Annotated in this window: 19 protein-coding genes; 12 read left to right on the top strand and 7 right to left on the bottom strand. The window is 64.8% G+C overall.

Annotated elements, in window-relative coordinates; genetic code table 11:
• Positions 1-19: 19 nt before the first annotated feature.
• On the bottom strand, positions 20-1,015 hold the full coding sequence (locus ACSU1L_RS03990) for an asparaginase (RefSeq protein WP_439254789.1): 996 nt from the start codon (positions 1,013-1,015) through the stop codon (positions 20-22).
• A 61-nt stretch (positions 1,016-1,076) separates the two neighbouring features.
• Between ACSU1L_RS03990 and ACSU1L_RS03985 the strand changes: the two genes are divergently transcribed.
• The gene (locus ACSU1L_RS03985) at positions 1,077-1,583 is read left to right on the top strand and encodes an OsmC family protein (RefSeq protein WP_439254788.1); all 507 of its coding nucleotides are present in this window, start codon (positions 1,077-1,079) and stop codon (positions 1,581-1,583) included.
• Here the strand turns inward: ACSU1L_RS03985 and ACSU1L_RS03980 are convergent.
• Entirely contained in the window at positions 1,552-2,343 is a 792-nt protein-coding gene (locus ACSU1L_RS03980; protein WP_438253639.1) for a lysophospholipid acyltransferase family protein, read from the bottom strand. The two genes, ACSU1L_RS03985 and ACSU1L_RS03980, sit on opposite strands and share 32 nt — an antisense overlap.
• A 147-nt stretch (positions 2,344-2,490) precedes the next feature.
• Here ACSU1L_RS03980 and ACSU1L_RS03975 point away from each other — a divergent pair, with 147 nt between their 5' ends.
• Both ACSU1L_RS03975 and dxr read left to right on the top strand, forming a co-directional pair.
• Complete coding sequence (locus ACSU1L_RS03975; protein WP_439254787.1) at positions 2,491-3,444, top strand: FKBP-type peptidyl-prolyl cis-trans isomerase; 954 nt, start codon at positions 2,491-2,493, stop codon at positions 3,442-3,444.
• Between the two features lie 48 nt (positions 3,445-3,492).
• A complete protein-coding gene (gene dxr / locus ACSU1L_RS03970) occupies positions 3,493-4,575 on the top strand; it encodes a 1-deoxy-D-xylulose-5-phosphate reductoisomerase (RefSeq protein ID WP_438253641.1) in 1,083 nt (360 codons plus the stop codon).
• 2 nt (positions 4,576-4,577) lie between these two features.
• Here dxr and ACSU1L_RS03965 read toward each other — a convergent pair whose 3' ends face one another.
• The 3 genes from ACSU1L_RS03965 to ACSU1L_RS03955 form a co-directional block, all read right to left on the bottom strand.
• Positions 4,578-6,194: a Mur ligase family protein gene (locus ACSU1L_RS03965; protein ID WP_439254786.1), complete on the bottom strand. Its 1,617-nt coding sequence runs from the start codon at positions 6,192-6,194 to the stop codon at positions 4,578-4,580.
• Between the two features lie 97 nt (positions 6,195-6,291).
• Positions 6,292-6,933 carry a YcnI family copper-binding membrane protein gene (locus tag ACSU1L_RS03960; RefSeq protein ID WP_439254785.1) on the bottom strand — a complete coding sequence of 214 codons (642 nt, stop codon included), beginning with the start codon at positions 6,931-6,933 and terminating at the stop codon, positions 6,292-6,294.
• Positions 6,934-7,007: 74 nt separating this feature from the next.
• Positions 7,008-7,628, bottom strand: a complete 621-nt coding sequence (locus ACSU1L_RS03955; RefSeq protein ID WP_439254784.1) for a hypothetical protein — start codon at positions 7,626-7,628, stop codon at positions 7,008-7,010.
• Positions 7,629-7,680: 52 nt separating this feature from the next.
• Between ACSU1L_RS03955 and ACSU1L_RS03950 the strand changes: the two genes are divergently transcribed.
• From ACSU1L_RS03950 to ACSU1L_RS03940, 3 genes are all read left to right on the top strand, one after another.
• The gene (locus tag ACSU1L_RS03950) at positions 7,681-8,991 is read left to right on the top strand and encodes a M50 family metallopeptidase (RefSeq protein ID WP_439254783.1); all 1,311 of its coding nucleotides are present in this window, start codon (positions 7,681-7,683) and stop codon (positions 8,989-8,991) included.
• Positions 8,992-9,133: 142 nt separating this feature from the next.
• Positions 9,134-9,898: a hypothetical protein gene (locus tag ACSU1L_RS03945; protein ID WP_439254782.1), complete on the top strand. Its 765-nt coding sequence runs from the start codon at positions 9,134-9,136 to the stop codon at positions 9,896-9,898.
• Complete coding sequence (locus ACSU1L_RS03940) at positions 9,895-10,719, top strand: DUF222 domain-containing protein (RefSeq protein WP_439254781.1); 825 nt, start codon at positions 9,895-9,897, stop codon at positions 10,717-10,719. The genes ACSU1L_RS03945 and ACSU1L_RS03940 overlap by 4 nt, the downstream gene beginning before the upstream one ends.
• A gap of 25 nt (positions 10,720-10,744) precedes the next feature.
• Here the strand turns inward: ACSU1L_RS03940 and ACSU1L_RS03935 are convergent, their stop codons facing one another.
• Entirely contained in the window at positions 10,745-12,634 is a 1,890-nt protein-coding gene (locus ACSU1L_RS03935) for an anthranilate synthase family protein (RefSeq protein WP_439254780.1), read from the bottom strand.
• A gap of 214 nt (positions 12,635-12,848) precedes the next feature.
• Between ACSU1L_RS03935 and ispG the strand changes: the two genes are divergently transcribed.
• Positions 12,849-13,979 carry a flavodoxin-dependent (E)-4-hydroxy-3-methylbut-2-enyl-diphosphate synthase gene (gene ispG / locus ACSU1L_RS03930; RefSeq protein ID WP_438253713.1) on the top strand — a complete coding sequence of 377 codons (1,131 nt, stop codon included), beginning with the start codon at positions 12,849-12,851 and terminating at the stop codon, positions 13,977-13,979.
• A 19-nt stretch (positions 13,980-13,998) separates the two neighbouring features.
• The gene (locus ACSU1L_RS03925; RefSeq protein ID WP_438253648.1) at positions 13,999-14,871 is read left to right on the top strand and encodes a hypothetical protein; all 873 of its coding nucleotides are present in this window, start codon (positions 13,999-14,001) and stop codon (positions 14,869-14,871) included.
• 24 nt (positions 14,872-14,895) lie between these two features.
• Here the strand turns inward: ACSU1L_RS03925 and ACSU1L_RS03920 are convergent, their stop codons facing one another.
• Positions 14,896-15,561, bottom strand: coding sequence for a helix-turn-helix transcriptional regulator (locus ACSU1L_RS03920; protein WP_438253649.1), 666 nt, complete (start codon positions 15,559-15,561; stop codon positions 14,896-14,898).
• A gap of 151 nt (positions 15,562-15,712) precedes the next feature.
• On the opposite strand from ACSU1L_RS03920, the gene folE reads away from it, so the two are divergent.
• Genes folE through ACSU1L_RS03900 form a run of 4 tightly spaced genes read left to right on the top strand, consistent with a single transcriptional unit; the run spans position 15,713 to position 19,182 of the window.
• Positions 15,713-16,276, top strand: a complete 564-nt coding sequence (gene folE, locus ACSU1L_RS03915) for a GTP cyclohydrolase I (RefSeq protein WP_438253650.1) — start codon at positions 15,713-15,715, stop codon at positions 16,274-16,276.
• Positions 16,277-16,305: 29 nt separating this feature from the next.
• Positions 16,306-17,535: an NAD(P)/FAD-dependent oxidoreductase gene (locus tag ACSU1L_RS03910; protein ID WP_439254779.1), complete on the top strand. Its 1,230-nt coding sequence runs from the start codon at positions 16,306-16,308 to the stop codon at positions 17,533-17,535.
• A complete protein-coding gene (gene folP, locus ACSU1L_RS03905; protein WP_438253652.1) occupies positions 17,522-18,433 on the top strand; it encodes a dihydropteroate synthase in 912 nt (303 codons plus the stop codon). Before ACSU1L_RS03910 ends, folP begins: the two co-directional genes overlap by 14 nt.
• Positions 18,430-19,182 carry a dihydrofolate reductase family protein gene (locus ACSU1L_RS03900; protein WP_439254778.1) on the top strand — a complete coding sequence of 251 codons (753 nt, stop codon included), beginning with the start codon at positions 18,430-18,432 and terminating at the stop codon, positions 19,180-19,182. Before folP ends, ACSU1L_RS03900 begins: the two co-directional genes overlap by 4 nt.
• The last annotated feature ends 1 nt before the right edge of the window (position 19,183 follow it).

The following is a 19,183-nucleotide window of genomic DNA, read 5'->3' as shown; positions in this document are numbered from 1 at the left end:
AGAGCCCCGGGTCGGGGCCTCAGATATCGGCGCCAGGACGGATCGTCCCGACGTCGCTGCCCCCGCCGTGCACAGCGAGGGGGAGCGCAGCGGTCAACGTGGCGATATCGGCATCGCTGAGTGCGCCTGCCCGAGCCAGCAACGTTGCCGCGACGATCGTCGATGCGCGAGAAGAGCCGTCGAGCATTTTCAGAGCGACAGTCGCACCATTGGGGGCGACCATCACCATGATCCCCTCGGCGCCGCCCTTAGTGAAGACGCCGAGCGTCTCAATCGCGATGGTGTCTGCCGTCCCTGGGCCCTGGATCGTCCAGGGGTTCTCCTTGACGGCGCGAACCAGGGTGCCGGCGACGCGGTGCAGCGCAAAGGGCGAACGCTCGGACGCGGTGCCGATACGGTGGATGCCGCGAGCCAGACCCGCAAGAGTGATTGCGTGTACGGGGGCCCCGCATCCGTCGACCGACGTGTGGGCGATCTTCTCACCGGTGAGGCGCTCGACGACCTCACGGATATGCAGCTGCAGCGGGTGCGCGGCATCCAGATAACCCGCAGTCGGCCAGCCAGTGGCGACACACGCACGCAGCATGGCAGCGTGCTTTCCCGAGCAGTTCATGCGGATGCGGGCGGGCTGCCCGTGCTCGCGAACAAGCTCATCGCGGCTGCGCGTGTCGCCCGGCCAAGCCGGCGGGCACGCGAGGTCATCCTCTGTGAGGCCGCCGGCGGTGAGAATTTCCCGCACGACGTCGGCGTGACGGTCCGTACCGGTGTGACTGGCCGTCGACATGGCCAGTTCGACACCGGTGAGATCTGCACCCGCGGTGACGCAGGCAACTGCCTGGAGCGGCTTCAAACTCGAGCGGGGGAGGATCAGCGCGTCCGGATTGCCGAGCGTTCGCACCACATCGCCGTCAGGCGAGAGCACGATTGCCGCTCCCGCATGGCGTGATTCGACGAATCCGCTTCTTTCGACAACGGCAAGTTCAACAGCATCCGCCACAGTAAGAGTCTCCAGCACCCCACAAGCCTAGTGCGTCCGGTTTTCCCATCCCTGTGGCGCACCGTGTCAGACTGGCGCGATGAAGATCGGGGAACACCACTACTCCCTCACCACCACGTGGGATGGAAATCTCGGCACCGGCACGAGTGGCTATCGGGACTACTCGCGTGATGTCAGCATTCGTGTCGATGGGAAGCCTCTGCTGCTGGCCTCCGCCGACAAACCTTTTCGTGGCGACGCCGAGCGGTGGAATCCGGAGGACCTGCTGCTTGCGGCGCTGTCGGAATGCCATCTGCTGTCGTATCTGCACGCCTGCGTGTCAGCCGGCGTCGTGGTGGTTTCGTACCGCGACAGCGCTACGGGGGTGATGACCGAGGATGGCAGGAGCGGGGGCGCGTTCACCGAGGTGCTTTTGCGTCCGCAGGTCATCGTGGCCGATGCCTCGATGATCGGCGCCGCCGAGCGCGCGCACGCGGACGCTCATCGGATGTGCTTCATCGCGAACTCGGTGAATTTCCCGGTTCGCCATGAAGCGACAGTTACGGCTGGTTCGGCTAGCGCCGTTCGTGCGGGAGAGCCTGCTTGATCTTTTCGATCGTGCTCTGGGCCGGCGGTTCGTTGTAGACACCGGCGAGTTCCTGACCGCTGAGGGCGTGAATCGCGGACATGATCTGATCCGTGGCCAGTCGCCGGGCCCTGCCGCTGGAGGCTGGGCCATGCACCGAGACATCGATCGGATCGCCGAAGCGAACGGTGACGCGCTTTTTCAGCGAGGGCATCTTCGCGTCCTGCGGCATGACGGTGTCGGTGTCGACGAGCCCGACGGGGACAACCGGCGCGCCAGTCTGCAGTGCGAGAAACGCCACGCCGGTGCGGCCCTTGTACAGGCGCCCGTCCCGGGAGCGGGTCCCCTCCGGATACAGCGCGACGGCGAGACCCTCGTCAAGCAGCTGCCGCTGCTGGTCCAGGGCGTTCAATGCGGCTTGACCGGCGCCGCGACGGACCGGGATCGCGCCGATCGACTGGAAGAAACGGCGCATCATCGTCCCCTTCACGCCGGTCCCTTCGAAATACGTGGACTTGGCCAGGAAATGCACGGGACGAGGCGCTGCCACGGGGATCGCGATCGAGTCGATGAACGAGAGGTGGTTACTGGCGAAGATCACGGGGCCGGTGGCCGGAACCTTCTCGCGTCCGAAGACGTGCGGGCGGTAGATGATTCGCGCGAGCGCACGGCCGAAAGCATAGATTCCGCCTGCGTGGCGTGGCGTCTCCGACTCCTCTGCGGCTCGCGTCCCGGTCGGTTCGACGGCCGACTCGGGGGAGGGCGACTGCTCAGAGGTCATCAGATCAGGCTACTCCCGGGCGCATGCCACCGCGGGAATGCAGCCGTCCGCGCGTGTCAGAGGAGATCGACGGAGCAGCTTCTCAGCGAGGGCAAAGGCGAATACGACAGTATGAGATGTCCCTCCAGAAGATTTTGAGGTCTTACTGTGCGCAACCGCTCACTCATCGCCGTGTCCACCACCATTGCAGCCACCCTGCTTCTCGCCGGTTGTGCGGGTACCGAGGGTGCCACCGGACAGGACAAGGACTCCGAGACGACGGCGACCGACCTGTGCTCGGCCACGGTCGAGTCCGGCGCCGCATCGGATGATGTCACCGTTGAGGGTGACTTCGGCACGGCCTCGGAAGCGAAGTTCGAGCTCGGCCAGAAGGTTGAAGAAGCACAGCGCACTGTGCTTTCGGACGGCGATGGCGCAAAGATTTCCGAGGGTGACTACGTCAGCTACGCGCTCAGCGCCTTCGACGGTGACAGCGGTGATCGTATCGGCGATGCCGGCTACACCGACGGTGAACTGCTTCCCGCGGCATTGACAGCGGATGCGCCGCTCGGCCAGCTCATCGGCTGCGCGAGTGCGGGATCGCGCCTGTCGATCGTCTTCCCGACGACCGAAGAAGCCGCTGCCCAGTACTACATTCTCGATGTGCTCGACGTGGTGCCCACGGCGGCCTGGGGTGAGGAGCAGGAGCCTACCGAAGGCCTGCCCGCCGTCACGCTCGATGAGGACGGTGTCCCCTCCGTCGAGATCCCTGAGGGCGAGGCACCCACCGAGCTGCAGATCGCGGTGCTCAAGGAGGGCGACGGTGCTGCGGTTACGGCCGGGGACACATCGCTCCTGCAGTACCACGGCGTGAGCTGGAACACCGCAGAGACGTTCGATTCGTCGTGGGAGAACGGCGCACCGATCCAGATTCCGGGAAACACCTACGTCGAGGGCTTCGTCGAGGCACTCGAGGGTCAGAAGGTCGGCTCCCAGGTGCTCGTCGTCATTCCTCCGGCGCTGGCGTACGGCGAGGAAGGCGAGAGCGAGCACGAGCTCGCCGGACAGAGCCTCGTCTTCGTGATCGATATCCTCGCCACGATGCACCCGGCGGCCGCATAACGTACCCGTGAGTGCTCCGGATTCGACGCCGGGGCATAGGCTGACGATATGCGTCGCATCATCGTTCTGGGCTCTACTGGTTCCATCGGCACACAGGCCCTTGACGTCATCCGGGCCAATCCGCGGCGGTTCGAGCTGGTGGGACTTGCTGCCGGCAGCAACGCCGAGCTTCTCGCTCAGCAGGCCGAGCAGTTCCACGTCGATGACACCGCGCTCGGTGCGGAGCAGGCCGAACAGCTCGTCCGCGATGTCGACGCAGATGTGGTGCTGAACGCGATCACCGGATCGATCGGGCTCGGCTCGACGCTGGCGGCGCTCCAGGCTGGCCGCACGCTCGCGCTCGCGAACAAGGAGTCGCTGATCGTCGGCGGCGAGCTGGTCACCGCGGCGGCCAAAGAGGGGCAGATCGTTCCGGTCGATTCCGAACACTCGGCCCTCGCTCAGGCGCTGCGCTCCGGCACGCACGCCGAGATCCGCAGGCTCGTGGTCACAGCATCCGGGGGGCCATTCCGCGGACGCACCCGCCGGCAGATGAACGATGTCACTCCGGCGGAAGCACTCGCGCACCCCACCTGGAATATGGGCCGCGTCGTGACAACGAACTCGGCGACACTGGTCAATAAGGGCCTCGAGGTGATCGAGGCGCGCCTGCTCTTCGACGTCGACTACGACGACATTCAGGTTGTCGTGCACCCGCAGTCGATCGTGCACTCGATGGTCGAGTTCATCGACGGGTCAACAATCGCCCAGGCATCGCCGCCCGACATGCGTCTGCCGATCTCGCTCGCGCTGGACTGGCCACATCGAATCGGTGGGGTGGGGCGTCCACTGGATTGGACGCAGGCGAGCAGCTGGGACTTCGAGCCGCTCGATGATGAGGCGTTCCCCGCTGTTGCACTCGCGAAACAGGTCGGCCGTGCGGGTCGGACCTTCCCCGCGGTCTTTAATGCTGCCAACGAGCAGGCCGTGGACGCCTTCCACGAAGGACGGCTGTCGTTCCTCGGCATCGTCGACACGATCACCCGCGTCGTGGATGCGCACGATTCACCTGATCAGTTGACCGTGGAGTCTCTTGCTGAGGCGGAAGCGTGGGCTCGCGCAACGGCAGATCAGTTCATCGGCACGCGCTGAGGTCAGTCCGCGTACGGCACCGGCCAGTGCGGCTCCGGCACGGACCAGCCGGCATCACGCAGCGCGCGGCGGGCGAGTTCGCGTGCCGAATACGGCGTGCGCACACCGCGGACGTCACGGTAATCCTGATGCCCAGGCCCTGCCCACAGGATCGCGTCACCGTCACCGACCAGGGCGACCGCGGCAACGATCGCCGTTTCTGGCGGGGAATACTCGTGGATCTCGGCATCCGGCTGCGCGTTACGTGCGCCCTCGATGAGCGTCGCACGAATCGACTGCGGATCTTCGAACCGCGGATGGTGGTCGGTGATGACGAGGATGTCGCTGCCCTCGACAGCTGTTCGTCCCATATCGAGCCGTTTCGTCGCGTCGCGGTCGCCGTCTGCGCCGAAGAGCATCAGGGTACGACCGGGCGTGACGCGGCGAACGGCGGCGAGGGTCTTCACAAAGGCGTCAGGGGTGTGTCCGAAATCGACGAATACCGCGGGGCCGCTGTCGCCGGAGACCAGCTCGGTGCGGCCGGGAAGATAGGCGTTGATCTGGCCGTCGCGCTCAAGCGCCGACTTGATGCGTTCCCAGGCGTACCCGCCTTCCAGCAGCATCACGATCGCGAGGGCCGCGTTGGAGGCCATGTGCGGGCCGATGACGGGAACAACCGTGGTGAGGGATCGACCCTGGGGACCCGTCATCGTGAAACGGGTGCCGCGCTGGCGTTCCTCGTCGATCGTGACAACCCAGTCGGCGGCCGCCGCGGCCTCGGCATCGGCCGCGATTGCGGGGGTGCCGACAGTGACGACGGATATCTCTGAGGCCGCGACGACATCGGCGCCGGACGGCGAATCCAGGCAGATCACGGCACGCCGGGCGCGATCGGGGCGGAACAGGGCGAGCTTCGCCGCGAAATACTCCTGCATGTCGGCATAATCGTCGAGGTGATCATGGCTGAGGTTTGTGAAGCCGGCGACATCGAAAACGATGCCGTCGACGCGGTGACGTGACAGCGCCTGGGCGCTGACTTCTACCGCGACGGCCTCGACGTCGCGCTCACGCATCAGCGCGAGCAGAGCGTGCATCTCGGATGCCTCGGGCGTCGTGAGTCTGGAGACGATGACGTCGCCGGCGATGTGGCGCTCTGCGGTGGAGGAGAGCCCGGTGACAACCTCGATCTGGCGGAGAATGCCCTCCAGCAGATGGGAGACGCTGGTCTTGCCGTTGGTTCCGGTGGCGGCGAACAGCAGCGGAAGCGTGTCATCGGCGCCGGTGCCGTACACCCAGGCGCTGAGGGCGCCCAGGACGCCGCGCGGGTCATCGACGATGATGATGGGGAGCCCGGAAGCGGCCGCGATCTCAGCACCGGCCGCGTCAGTGATGACCGCGACGGCGCCCTTCTGGGCTGCTGCTACGGCGAACTCCGCACCGTGCTTGTTGACGCCACGGATCGCGACGAAAGCCTCGCCGGCGCGGAGATCGGCGGTTGCGAGGGTGATTCCGGAAAGGGTGACACCGGCAAGTTCACCGCGGGTGGCGGTGGCAAAGCGGGCGGCGAGATCCGTCAGCGCCCGCTTTGGCGGAGCGGCTGGTCGGAGCACGGGCGGAAGACTGGGCTGAGTGGTCGACATAGCCCTTCTATGATCTCACGCGCAACTGTCAGGGACGTGCCGACGCACAAGCGTCGGCACGTCCCTTCGGGGCGTTGTCAGACGCGCAGAAGAGGCGTCAGGATGAACGCCGGTACGCGAGCACAGCGACCGTCAGTGCTGCGAGAGCAGCCACCAGGCCCCCGACACCGAACGCGATAGGCAGCGGTGACTCGGCCGGTGACTCGGCCGGTGCTTCTGCCGCTGCTTCGCCGGATACGACAGCGACCACGGGGGCTGGCGAATCGAGGTCGTGCGGGTCGATGCCCGCGTCCGCGATCTCAACCCATTCGTTGACTCCGCTCTCACACTGCTGTTCTACGGGAAACGCGAGCGACTCCGGCGCTTCCTGCATCAGCTGCACAGCCATGCTGGCTGCTCCCCGCATCTCGCCGGGAATCGGCGAGAGCGCCGTGTATGTGACGGCAGAGACCAGGCCGTCGTCGGCGCGCTCCACGGAGATGTCCCAGCTCGGGTCGACTGTGGGAGCAACGGATGCGAGTCCCTCCGGCATCGTGATCCGCAGGGCGGTCGTAGGCGAATTCTCACAGCCGTGCGTGAAAGAGAACGTCAGTACCGCTGAGCCACCCTCGTCGATTGCATCGGGCATTACTCCGACGTGTGCGTGGGCTGCGGTGGGGGCGAGCAGAACGATCCCGGCGGCGAGGGCCGTCACGATGGCGGCGCGGCGGGTGGTGCGGGGTCGAGTGGTTTCAAGCATGGTTTCTCCAATGGATCTGCAGAGTCGTCTCTGCATGCGGGCGCGCCGATGAGCGCGACGCCGCGAGGGTGCCGTCAGACGGCGATGATCACATCTGCGGGCGAAGGGCCGCGGAGACAGACAGGTGGTCCTCGCAACGAGAGGTCGCTGGCCCAGAGTTGGTGGTTGGGACGCAGCGCCGCGGCAGCGTGCGCGCACGGGGCTGACCACTCGCCGTGCAGCCGAGGTAACCGCCGGACAAGCGCGGCGCGCACCCAGCGTGCGATGAAGCTGAGGATTCGCTCGCCCCGCCACAGCAGGACGACGGTAAGGGCGGCCGCGAGGACGTGAGCGCCGAGCATCGAATCATCGGGGGCGATGGATGAAGTGATCGATCCCAGCACCAGGTGATGGCCATGGTGAGCGTGCTGGCTGTTCTGGCCTGTGTTCGTTCCCGGTCGAAGCGCCGCGCCGAGTGCGACGAACAGCGCGTGGAATGCCGCCTGCGCGAGTGCCACTGTCGCGCTCAGCTTCGTCACGCTGAGGGTGCGCCCTACGAGGAACGCCGCGAGAGGTGTCAGCAGGATGCTGAGGCCGAGGACGAGCAACGGCTGAGGGGGTGATCCTCCGCCGATCGTGTGCGAGACCGCGGCGATGATGGTCGACATCGACGATGCGGCAGCTCCGCGGAGGAGACGCAGCTGCCGAGGGGTCACATCTCTTAGCCTATGCGGCGGATTCCTAGTTCGCGCACAGTACCGTTGGCATGTGGAAATCCTGCTCTATGTCGCCGGCATTCTATTCATGCTGGTCGGACTCGGCCTATCGATCGGGCTGCACGAGGTCGGTCACCTCGTCCCCGCGAAGCTGTTCGGCGTGCGCGTGGGACAGTACATGATCGGCTTCGGTCCCAGGCTCTGGTCGAAGCGGATCGGCGAGACCGAGTACGGGTTCAAAGCTCTGCCGGTGGGCGGATTCATCTCGATGTCGGGCATGTATCCGGCATCCGAGGGAAAGCCGGCGCGCGGCCTCTTCCGTGCACTCGTGCAGGACGCGCGCGCAGCGAACGACGAGACGATCGCCGAAGGCGCGGAGGAGCGCGTCTTCTACCGGCTGCCGATGTACAAGCGAATCATCATCATGCTCGGCGGACCGCTGATGAACCTGATCCTCGCCGTTGTGATCTTCACCGTGCTGGCATCCGGAATTGGCCTGCAACAGGGCACCACGACCATTGCCTCGGTTACGGAATGCGTGCTTCCGGCGGGGACATCTCAGACGGAATGCCAGCCCGGAGACCCGGCATCGCCGGCAGCGGATGCTGGCATCCTGCCCGGAGACGTACTGGTCTCGTTGGACGGAACCCCCGTCTCCACGTTCGACGAGGCGACCCAGATCGTGCAGGCGGCTCCGGGTGAGACGCTGGATCTCGTCGTCTCGCGGGATGGGGCGGATGTGTCCTTGGCGCTGACTCCGATCGCCGCTGAGCGCACGCTGACGAACGCTTCGGGTCAGCCGCGACTCGACGCAGACGGGCAGCCGATTGTGGCGCGGGTCGGTTACGTCGGCATGGGGGCCCAGATGGGGTTGGTGCCGCAGCCGATCGGCGCGGGCGCGGTAATGGCTGGCGAGAATGTGGCGCGCGTGGCGAACCTGGTGGTCGCACTGCCGGTGAAGCTGTGGGATGTCGGTGTGTCGCTGGTCACGGGCACCGAGCGTGATCCCAACGGACCACTCAGCGTGGTTGGCGTTGGTCGTCTTGCCGGTGAGGTCGCGGCGACAGATGCACCGGTGCTGGACCGCTTCGTGGTTCTGCTGAGTCTGCTCGGCTCATTGAACATCGCCCTGTTTGTCTTCAACCTCATCCCGCTGCTGCCGCTGGATGGCGGACATATCGCGGTCGCTCTGTGGGATGGCATCCGTCGTGCGTGGGCGAAGCTGTGGCGTCGTCCACCACCGGCGCCGGTCGATGCGACACAGCTCGTGCCGCTGACTGTGGTCGTCGCGGTGGTGCTGATCGGCATGGGGGCGCTGCTGATGATCGCCGACGTCGTGAATCCGATCAACCTGTTCCAATAATTCCCGTGGTTCGATGCAACCGCCGGCGCACTCTTTCTCCACAGGTTCCTGATTTGGGGGAGTTATCCACAGTTCGTGAATAGCTCCTGATCAGGTGGTTTTATGTCGCATCAATGTCGGTGGCCCCCTGTTGAATGGGGGTATGACATTCCTTGCAGAACAGCTCCAGCAGATCGATCGGCACCTTGCCGATTCTCTCGCTGCGGGCGAGGATGTGCGGCTGGTCACTGATGGCGAGCTGGTGACGGCGCTGCAGACGCTGGGGCGGATTCAACGCCGGATCGACGGTGCGATCGTCTCTGCCACCGATCGGGTGGTGCAGCGGGATCAGGGCGAGCGCGTGACGAGGCTGTCGACGCGAGCCGGATGCCGAGACGCGGTCGAGCTGCTGCGGAGGGCATTGCGCGTAGACGGATATGCCGCGCGCCGCTATGTGACGGCGGCAACCGCGATGCACCGGGATCTGAGCATCACTTCGGGGGAGTTGCTGCCTGGTGCGTTCCCCGAGCTATCGGCAGCACTCGCCGACGGTGAGCTGTCACTGATCGGGTACCTGGCATGTGTGGTTCCGCTGCAGAATGCAGCGCGGATCGAGACCGCAGACCGGCTGGCCGCAGACGCCTTGCTCGCACGATTCGCACGCGGAATCGACGTGGAAGCCGCAGGCGATGCGGCGGATGCTGCGGGGGAGCGTGCTCCGGCGCCAACGACGGAGGAGCTCGCCGGACTGACCGCGCACATCATTGCCCGTCTCAATCTAGATGGGCCTGAGCCAGACGACGATCGGGCGGGTAAGCGACGCCGGCACTTCACGATCGGCAAGCTGCGCGGTGGATCTGTCCCGGTGCGGGGGAGCTGCTGCCAGAGGTCGCCGCGCAGTTGCAGAAGCTTCTCGATGCCCAGATGAACCCCAAGATCGACGGCGAACCAAACGCCGGGGGTCGTGTGCACTTCCGCCCCTCGGATGATGGGCCGGATGCCGGCGCGGACACTGCGCCGGCCGCTAACGATGGTGCCGACGCTAACGATGGTGCCGATATGCGGGCTGACGGGCTACCTGCGCATCGGGCGACGTGTCCACCGGTGGAATCCGCCGATCTTCGTACCCATGCACAGCGACGCCATGACGCATTCGCGACGATCCTGATGGTCACTGCGGCCTCAGGTGGCATGCCGGCTTCCGGTGGCGCGGCGCCGACGCTGGTTGTGTCCGTCCGAGCGGAAGACTTCGTGAACCGCACCGGGCGCGCCACGATCGAAGGCGCCGGCTATACCGTTCCCCTCGGCGCCGCTGACCATGCCGCCTGCGCGGGCGGGGTGCAGCGGGTGCTGTTCGATGAGAACGGGGCAATCGTCGGGATTGGCACGTCCGCTCGGATCTTCAACGTTCGGCAGAGGCGCGCGATCGTGCTCCGCGACCGCAAATGTTTGATCCCAGGGTGCGCGATCCGCGCGGAATGGTGTGAAATTCATCATGTGATCGACCATGCCCAAGGCGGGCCGACGCACACCGACAACGGGGTACCCCTGTGTTGGCATCACCATCGCACCCTCGATGAGAACATCTGGGAGGTTCGCATGCGCGCCGGTCGTCCCGAGATTCGCGGACCGCACTGGTGGGATCCGTTCGGCAAATGGCGATCTCCACACCTGAACTACGAAGCCGTCGACGAAACTCTTGACAACGAACGCGAACGACAACGCGATGTCGCGTGGAGTAGCTGGTGACCGTCCTTGCCGTGCCGCGGAGAATTCAGGCGAATGCCGCGGTGATGAGTCGCTCCAGCGTGCGGATGCCGTCACGCGAGAGGATCGACTCCAGGTGTCCCTGCACGCTGGCGAAGCCTTCGCCCCGCAGCGCGTAGACGTCGCCGCTACTCGGATCCGCCGACACCTCGGCCGAACCTGCCGTGGTCGTACCGGGGGATACCCGAGCAGTGAAGGTGTTGTAAAACCCGATCGACGCATCTTCGCCGAACACCGGTACGACCTTCTGCAGGCCCTGGTGCGGTGCGTCCAGCGCGGTCAGGTCGATGCCGAGGCTGTCGGCGAGGATCTGATGGCTCAGGCAAACGGCAAGCAGCGGCTTGCGGTGCTCGAGCCGCTGTGCCACGGCCTCGCGCATGCGGGCGATCCGCGGCGTTGACGCGTCTCGTGGGTCACCGGGGCCGGGGCCTGCGACGAGGAGATCGGCACCATCGATGTCGGCATCAGTGACCTGGTCCCACGCGACGATCCTCGCATCCAGCCCGAGGTGGTGCAGCTGGTGGGCAAGCATCGTCGTGAAGCGGTCTTCCGCATCGACGACGAGGGCGCTGCGGCCGGCGAACGGCCCTGTTGATCCGTCTTCCTGCGGGTTCAGCCAGAACTCCGCAAGGCGTGAATTACGGGAAGCGAGCAGCTCGGCGACCTCAGGGTCGTCGGCGAGAGAAGCTTCGGGCGACGGCTCGTCCGGATCAGCCTTCGCTGCCGCGACCGTGTCACGGGGTATCGCTCCGATCGCCCCGAGCACGCCTGCCGCCTTGCCGTGGGTCTCGCTGACCTCGCCATAGGGATCAGAGTGGCGCACGAGCGTTGCACCGACCGGCACGCGCAGCTGCCCATTCTCCAGGTATACGGTGCGGATGAGGATCGGCGCGTCGACGTCATGGCCGCCGTCTTCGTTGGGAGTGAAGAGGGCAGCGACGCCGGAGTAGTAGCCGCGCGGTTTCGTCTCATGTCGGCGGATCACAGCGCACGCGTTCTGCATGGGGGAGCCGGTAACGGTCGGAGCAAACATCGTCTCGCGGAGGATGTCGCGCGGGTCGAGGCGGCTGCGCCCCCGCAGCATGTATTCGGTGTGCGTCAGACGCGACATCTGCTTGAGGTGCGGCCCCGTGATCCGCCCGCCGTCCGAGCAGACCGCGCTCATCATCTTCAACTCTTCATCGACCACCATGAACAGCTCCTCGGTCTCCTTCGTGGAGGAGAGGAAGTCAATGAGCGTCTCTTTCGTAGCACCGCCAGCGGGGTGACGGAACGTGCCGGAGATCGGATTCATCGTGACGATGCCGTCGCGCGCGACGACGTGAGCTTCTGGGCTCGCTCCGACCGCGATGTGGCCGGGAGTGATGACGGCGAATGTCCAGTAGGCGCCGCGCTCATGCTCGAGCAGAGCGCGGAACCACGTGAGGGCGGCGATGCGCTCATCGGCGTCGACCGTTGCGGTGTAGTCGCGGCGGATGACGAAGTTTGCGCCTTCTCCGCGTCCGATCTCATCGGCGATGACGCGCTCGACGACCTCGGCGTAGTCTTCGTCGGCGATGTCGAACCCGGAGTTGCGCAGGGGGACCGGTGCGTCGGGAAGTGCGGAGAGCACATCGCCGAGCGGAAGGTGCCGGTGCTCATCGACGAGCAGGCAGCGCAGTGGTGTGCCGTCATCCTCTGCTTCGAATCCGCGTTCACGCACTTGGCGGTAGGGGACCATCGCGAACACTTCACGCGGTGTGCCGTCGATGAGAAGGGGAATGTCGGCGAGGAGGTCGACATCGTCGATCTCGCCGGTGAGCAGTTCGACGCTCTGTACTCCGTCGCGGGCGATGAGCACGAAGGATGCCTCGGCGTCTCGCGCCAGGGCAGAGAGCAGGGCTGCGGGGTCAGTCATCGAGGTCTCCTGTGCAGGGCTCCGGCTCGGGCCACTAAAAAGACCGCCCCGGAGGCGGTCTGGATTCGAGGGAACGCGAACACACCGCCTAGAAGGCGGGCCACCAGGTGGTTGTACGCATGGGCTGAAACTACCACAGCGCAGCGCGCGTCGCTTCCAGCCAGTGTTGATCAGGTGCGCGTAATCTGGAGGTGTGCCTGCCGTGAATCTTGGGATGCCGCGTCTCCCCGAACTGTTGAGCCCTCGTCGTAAGACCCGTCAGATTCGGGTCGGCAAGGTTCTGGTCGGCGGTGATGCGCCGATCAGCGTCCAGTCGATGACGACGACGAAGACGACTGACATCAACGGAACCCTTCAGCAGATCGCGGAGCTGACCGCCTCTGGCTGCGAGATCGTACGCGTGGCTGTGCCGCACCAGGATGACGCGGACGCACTGAAGATCATCGCGATGAAGAGTCAGATTCCGGTGATTGCCGATATTCACTTCCAGCCGCGCTACATCTACTCGGCGATCGATGCCGGCTGCGGTGCGGTGCGAGTGAACCCCGGCAATATTCGGGAGTTCGACGGCAACGTCGGTCAGATCGCGGCTGCCGCCAAGGCCGCTGGTGTGTCTCTTCGCATCGGTGTGAATGCTGGCTCGCTTGACAAGCGGATTCTGCAGAAGCACGGACGCGCGACGGCTGAAGCGCTCGTGGAGAGCGCGGTTTGGGAAGCCTCGCTTTTCGAAGAGCATGACTTCCATGACTTCAAGATCTCGGTGAAGCACAACGATCCCATCGTGATGGTGAAGGCCTACCGCCAGCTCTCCGAGCAAGGCGACTGGCCGCTCCACCTGGGGGTGACCGAGGCCGGACCTGCTTTCCAAGGCACGATCAAGTCGGCGACGGCGTTTGGAATTCTGCTGTCAGAGGGTATCGGCGACACGATCCGTGTCTCGCTGTCTGCGCCGCCAGCGGAAGAAGTGAAGGTCGGACACCAGATTCTGCAGTCGCTCAATTTGCGTGAGCGCAAACTGGAGATCGTCTCCTGCCCGTCGTGCGGACGGGCGCAGGTCGATGTTTACACTCTCGCTGACAGCGTGACCGAGGGGCTCAAAGACATGACCGTGCCGCTGCGCGTCGCGGTGATGGGCTGTGTTGTGAACGGGCCGGGTGAAGCGCGTGACGCAGACCTGGGCGTGGCTTCGGGCAACGGCAAGGGCCAGATCTTCGTCAAGGGTGAGGTCATCAAGACCGTCCCGGAGGCGGACATCGTCAAGACGCTGATCGAAGAGGCCAAGCGCATCGCCGATGAAATGGGACCGGACGCCAAGCCCGGTACCGCTCAGGTGATCACCGCGTAGTCAACGATCGGCCACATTCATGTCTTCCACGATCGTCACCTTTCCGATAGGCGCCACCAGTGGGGTCGGAACGGTGGTGCGAATCGCGCCTTCGCCGCACGGAGCGGTGATTGTCGTGGACGAGACGCCCTTTCATCCCGTCGATCACACCTGGCCCGATCAGCCGGGCGATATCGGAGTGATTCGAGTCGGTGAGGAGTCGGTGCCCGTCATCGGATCGATGATGGCGGCTGCGAGCGACGACGGGACTCTTGCCGTCGGCGAGGATATTCCCGTCAAGCGCGGTGCCGAGGGTTGGACGTGGCTGGTCGGACATCGCATCGAATTACCGGATGCCCCGGCCTGGTTGTCGCCGGGAGCGGGAGTGGTGCTGGAGGTGGATCGTGCCCGCCGCGCTGCTCTGAGTCGCGGGCACACAGCATGCCACTTGGCCTCGATGGCGCTGGACCTCGCCGTTGCTGATCTGTGGCGCAAGGATCCGGGTTCTGATGCTCTGGGAAATCCGGATTTCGAGGGTCGCGCGAATCAATCGAGCCGCATTCATGAAGACGGCAGCATCGATGAATACCGGCTCGGTAAGAGTCTGCGCAAAGCAGGCTTCGACTCCGAGACCTTCTCGGCGACGCTGACGTCGCGCGAGGGGCACATCAACGCGCAACTGGCGGCATGGGTGGACTCTGGAGCGATGAGTGAGATCCAATCGGACGGCGCGGCGATCATCGATCGGCGTCGCTGGCGATGCGCTCTTCCCGAGGGAGATGCCGTGATCCTCTGCGGCGGTACGCACGTGCGATCACTGCAGGAGTGCTCCGCCATTGTTGTCACGCTGGATCTTGCTGATCCTCAGCTGCTCATCATGACGACCACGGTCGTGCCTGCGGTCGGCGGTTGACGGAGGGCATCCAGGACAGCGCGCTCACACCGGCGCATCCGCGTGGATGACGACGCAGCAACGGCCGCAGCCGGGGGAGAGTTCGGCGCGGTCAGGATCAGCGAGAACGCCCTCGAGAGCGCCTCGGATGAACGCGTGGTTGAGGTTGCAGGCAAGATCGCTGTGTTCCTGCGCCACGCTGTGGAAGGGGCAGTTGCGCAGGATGAGATCCTGATTTTCCGTGAGGATCGGCTCGAACCCAGCGGTGGTGAGGGCGGTCGAGATGTCTCCGGTCTGCGCGCCCAGCGCGGCGCCCTCCTGGGCGGAAGCTGAAGAAAGAGCCGCGCGGAACTCGCCCGAGGGCGCAGCATCGGCGGCCGTGGCCAAGAGCTTTGCCAGCAGGCTGTAGTTGCGAGGAGGAACGTTGATCGTGAGCTCCAGCTGGCTGCGCGAATAGCGTTTGGCGGGACGACCGGAGCCCGGGCCGGTTTTGCCGTTCGAGCGCGCGAAGGTGACTTCCAACAGGCCGGCATGGGCAAGCCGGTCGAGGTGGTAAGCGGCCAGACTGCGGCTGATACCGATGGCGGTCGCGACCTCTTCGCGTGTGACGCTGTCACCGCGTGCAGCGATGAACTCGTACAGCCGTCGTCGGATCTCGTCCGCGAGCAGGGCGAGTTCGTCCAGATTGCCCTGGTGATCGGTCGGGTTCATCGTAGAGATCCTTTCTAAAACCAGGCTACCTTGACGAAACCCGATCAGAGTGCCACTCTAAAACTAATTCAAATTATTTGTAGATCGGTGGGCAAAGATGTCCGAATCAGTTCTCAGCCGTCAAATCACGCCTCTGCATGTCAGTGGCGCGATGGATAAGCCAGATCTTGCCCGTGCGGAACTAGCCGCTGGTGACTTTTTGCGCGCACTGGGTGTGTCATTGGACTCGCCGCACCTCGCAGCGACACCACAGCGGATGGCGCGAGCGTGGGCCGAGATGCTCGCACCACGGGAGTTCGATCTGACGACCTTTCCGAATGATGAGGGCTACGACGAGATGGTGATCGTGCGTGACATCCCGCTGCGCTCGATCTGCGAGCACCACATGCTGCCGTTCATCGGACGCGCGAGCGTCGGCTACCTCCCCGGCGAGCGCATCGTCGGTCTGTCGAAGCTGGCACGCGTCGTGGAGCACTTTGCCTGCCGTCCGCAGACCCAGGAACGCCTGACCACACAGGTCGCACAGTGGCTGCAAGATCACCTGGCCCCGCAGGGCGTCGGCGTCATCATCGAGGCCGAGCATTCGTGCATGACGCTTCGCGGGGCGCATGCGACCGGGTCCAGCACTCTCACATCGACGATGCTCGGGCAGTTGCGAGAGAACCCGGTCTCGAGGCAGGAGTTCCTGTCACTCGCCGACCGCAGCCGCGCATAGCGCAGTGGGTATTTGCGAAGGGAGATCTGATGAACACCATTCACCGCGTCATCGTCATCGGGGGTGGCCTCGCCGCAGGCAAGACGGCCCAAGCGTTGCGTGATGACGGATACCAGGGGGCAATAACTCTGATCGCCGCAGAGCGACACCTGCCGTACGAGCGTCCTTCGTTGTCGAAGGACTATCTGGCAGGCAAGTCCTCGTTCGACGACGCCCTTGTGCACTCTGCTGACTGGTACCGCGACAATGACGTGGTTGTGCGGGAAGGGACCACAGCCACCTCGATCGATACCGTTGGACATGTCGTCAGGCTCGATGATGACTCCTCGCTCCCGTACGACAAGCTCGTCCTTGCAACCGGATCCACCGCGCGGCATCTCTCCATAGAAGGGGCGGATGCTGACGGCATCCACTATCTGCGAACGCTCGAGGAATCTGACGCGATTCGAAAGACATTCGGTGCCGGTAAGAAACTCGTCATCATCGGTGGCGGGTGGATCGGCCTCGAGGTCGCAGCAGCTGCACGTGCGGCTTCGACGACGGTGACGATCCTCGAAGGCGGGAAACTTCCTCTCCTCAAGGTTCTCGGTGCGCAGGTCGCACAGGTGTTCACTGATCTGCACACCGCTCACCAGGTAGATGTGCGCGTCGACGTCAAAGTCGAAGCGATCACGACAGCGGACGGACGTGCCACCGGGGTGCGCCTGGCAGGAGGCGAGATCGTGTCTGCAGATGCGATCGTGGTCGGTATCGGTGTTGTGCCCGAAGTTGGTCTCGCCCTCGCCGCTGGGTTAGATGTCGATAACGGCGTGCTGGTGGACGCCTCACTTCGAAGCAATGATCCGGATGTCTTCGCCGTCGGCGACATCGCGAATCAGCAGCATCCGATTCTCAGTCATCGAGTGCGGGTCGAGCATTGGGCCAGCGCCTTGAACCAGCCCGCGGCTGCCGTCTCAGCTCTTCTCGGCAACGACGCCACTTACTCGGAGCTGCCCTATTTCTACAGTGATCAGTATGACCTCGGTTGTGAATACATCGGCTTCGTCGCACCCGGGGCCGACCATCACGTGGTGGTTCGAGGGAGCGTCGCCGATCGTGAGTTCGTCGCCTTCTGGTTGGACAGTGACTGCTGCATCCTCGCGGCGATGGCCGTGAACGTCTGGGATGTGCTCGAAGAGATCAAACCGCTCATCGTCTCGCATTCTCCGGTCGACCCGGAAAGACTGATCGATCCGGAGATCCCCTATGCTCGGCTCTGAGTTTCGCGAAGAGACGACCGCAGCAGAGCGGATAATCGGTCGGCGGCGCTTCGATTTCAATCGTCAGATCGCAGTGATGGCGGTTGTCAACCGCACGCCCGATTCGTTCTACGACCACGGAGCCACATTCGCGCTCGACCGCGCCGTAGATGCGGCATTGACCGCAGCCCGCCTGGGAGCGGACTGGGTCGATATCGGAGGTGTGCCGTTCGGGCGAGGTGCGCCGGTGTCGATTTCCGAGGAGATCGACCGCATCGTTCCGGTGGTCGAGGCGATCACTCGGGTGAGCGATGTGGTCGTCTCGGTCGACACCAACCGTGCCGTCGTCGCGCGCGCCGCAATCACAGCGGGAGCCGCCGTCATCAATGACACCAGCGGACTCGGGGACCCCGAGATGGCTGAGGTGATCTCCTCCACTGATGCACAGATCGTCATCACCCACAGCGTCGGCCCGCCGCGAGTCGAGAAGCCTGCCGCACAGTTCGATGACGTCGTGGGCGCGGTGCGGGCTTTCCTCCAGCAGCGTGTCGCCCGCGCAGAAGCCGCCGGGGTACCGCGCAGCCGGATCATCATCGATCCGGGCCATGACCTCGATAAGAACACACTGCACTCCCTCGAGCTGACTCGGCGCTTCGATGAGCTCACCGCCCTGAACCTGCCCGTGCTCGCGGCGGTGTCGAACAAGGATTTCATCGGCGAATCGATCGACCGCGAACAGGGCCATCGCCTCGCCGGATCCCTTGCAGCCATGGTGGCGTGCATTGAGAGAGGCGCACGAATTGTCAGGATGCATGACGTCGAAGCCACGGTTGACGCAGTGCGTATGGTGGAGAGCATCCTCGGGATGCGGCAACCCGCGCGTCTCGCACACAACATGCACCCGACGGGAAACGTATGAACGCTGACATCACTCGTCTCTGGCCAGAACCCCTGGCACAGATCGATGACGACAGCCTTCTGGCGACGTACGAGTTCCCGGAAGGCCCCTGGTTGCGGATGAACTTCGTCTCGAGCATCGATGGGGCGGCCACACGCGACGGTCGATCGGGCGGTCTCGGTGGAGACGGTGATGGGCGGCTGTTCGAACTGCTGCGCAGACAGGCGGACGTCATTCTCGTCGGCGCCGGTACTGTGCGTACGGAGGGCTACGGCGCGATGCGGCTCGCCAACGACGCGGTCGCCTGGCGTCGTGATCACGGCATGGAAGAGCAACCTGTCTTCGCACTGGTCTCCGGCAGCCTCGATCTGGACCCGAAGTCCGACGTCTTCACCGAGGCACCGGTGCGTCCGATCATCTATACCGTGAGCACGGCGCCCGCCGAACGCCGCGAGGCGCTCAGCGCGGTGGCCGACATCGTGCCCGCTGGCACAGAACACCTCGACCCGTGGCTGGTCCGCGAAGATCTCGCAGCGCGAGGCCTGGTTCACATCCATTCCGAGGGAGGGCCGAGCTTGTTTGGGTCGTTCATCGTCGCCGGTGCCGTGGATGAGATCTGCCTGACTGTCGCCGCCACCCTGGAAGCCGGCGACGCGCGCAGGATCGCGAACTCTGCGCAGGCACTACCAACCGGGATGCGCATCGCTGCTGTCCTCAAATGCGAGGATGAGCTGTTCCTGCGGTGCATGCACACCGCCACAGACATCTGAG

The organism is Microbacterium sp. A94 (genome assembly GCF_051842855.1).
Lineage (GTDB): Bacteria > Actinomycetota > Actinomycetes > Actinomycetales > Microbacteriaceae > Microbacterium.
The sequence above is the reverse complement of the archived record's forward strand: the minus strand, read 5'-3'. Positions and strand labels throughout refer to the sequence as shown.

Coding starts and splice junctions, on each gene's coding strand:
- ACSU1L_RS03985 (WP_439254788.1), top strand. CDS start 1,077: ATGAAGATCGGGGAACACCACTACTCCCTCACCACCACGTGGGATGGA.
- ACSU1L_RS03980 (WP_438253639.1), bottom strand. CDS start 2,343: ATGACCTCTGAGCAGTCGCCCTCCCCCGAGTCGGCCGTCGAACCGACC.
- dxr (WP_438253641.1), top strand. CDS start 3,493: ATGCGTCGCATCATCGTTCTGGGCTCTACTGGTTCCATCGGCACACAG.
- ACSU1L_RS03965 (WP_439254786.1), bottom strand. CDS start 6,194: ATGTCGACCACTCAGCCCAGTCTTCCGCCCGTGCTCCGACCAGCCGCT.
- ACSU1L_RS03960 (WP_439254785.1), bottom strand. CDS start 6,933: ATGCTTGAAACCACTCGACCCCGCACCACCCGCCGCGCCGCCATCGTG.
- ACSU1L_RS03945 (WP_439254782.1), top strand. CDS start 9,134: ATGACATTCCTTGCAGAACAGCTCCAGCAGATCGATCGGCACCTTGCC.
- ACSU1L_RS03940 (WP_439254781.1), top strand. CDS start 9,895: ATGAACCCCAAGATCGACGGCGAACCAAACGCCGGGGGTCGTGTGCAC.
- ACSU1L_RS03935 (WP_439254780.1), bottom strand. CDS start 12,634: ATGACTGACCCCGCAGCCCTGCTCTCTGCCCTGGCGCGAGACGCCGAG.
- ispG (WP_438253713.1), top strand. CDS start 12,849: ATGCCGCGTCTCCCCGAACTGTTGAGCCCTCGTCGTAAGACCCGTCAG.
- ACSU1L_RS03925 (WP_438253648.1), top strand. CDS start 13,999: ATGTCTTCCACGATCGTCACCTTTCCGATAGGCGCCACCAGTGGGGTC.
- ACSU1L_RS03920 (WP_438253649.1), bottom strand. CDS start 15,561: ATGAACCCGACCGATCACCAGGGCAATCTGGACGAACTCGCCCTGCTC.
- folE (WP_438253650.1), top strand. CDS start 15,713: ATGGATAAGCCAGATCTTGCCCGTGCGGAACTAGCCGCTGGTGACTTT.
- ACSU1L_RS03910 (WP_439254779.1), top strand. CDS start 16,306: ATGAACACCATTCACCGCGTCATCGTCATCGGGGGTGGCCTCGCCGCA.
- folP (WP_438253652.1), top strand. CDS start 17,522: ATGCTCGGCTCTGAGTTTCGCGAAGAGACGACCGCAGCAGAGCGGATA.
- ACSU1L_RS03900 (WP_439254778.1), top strand. CDS start 18,430: ATGAACGCTGACATCACTCGTCTCTGGCCAGAACCCCTGGCACAGATC.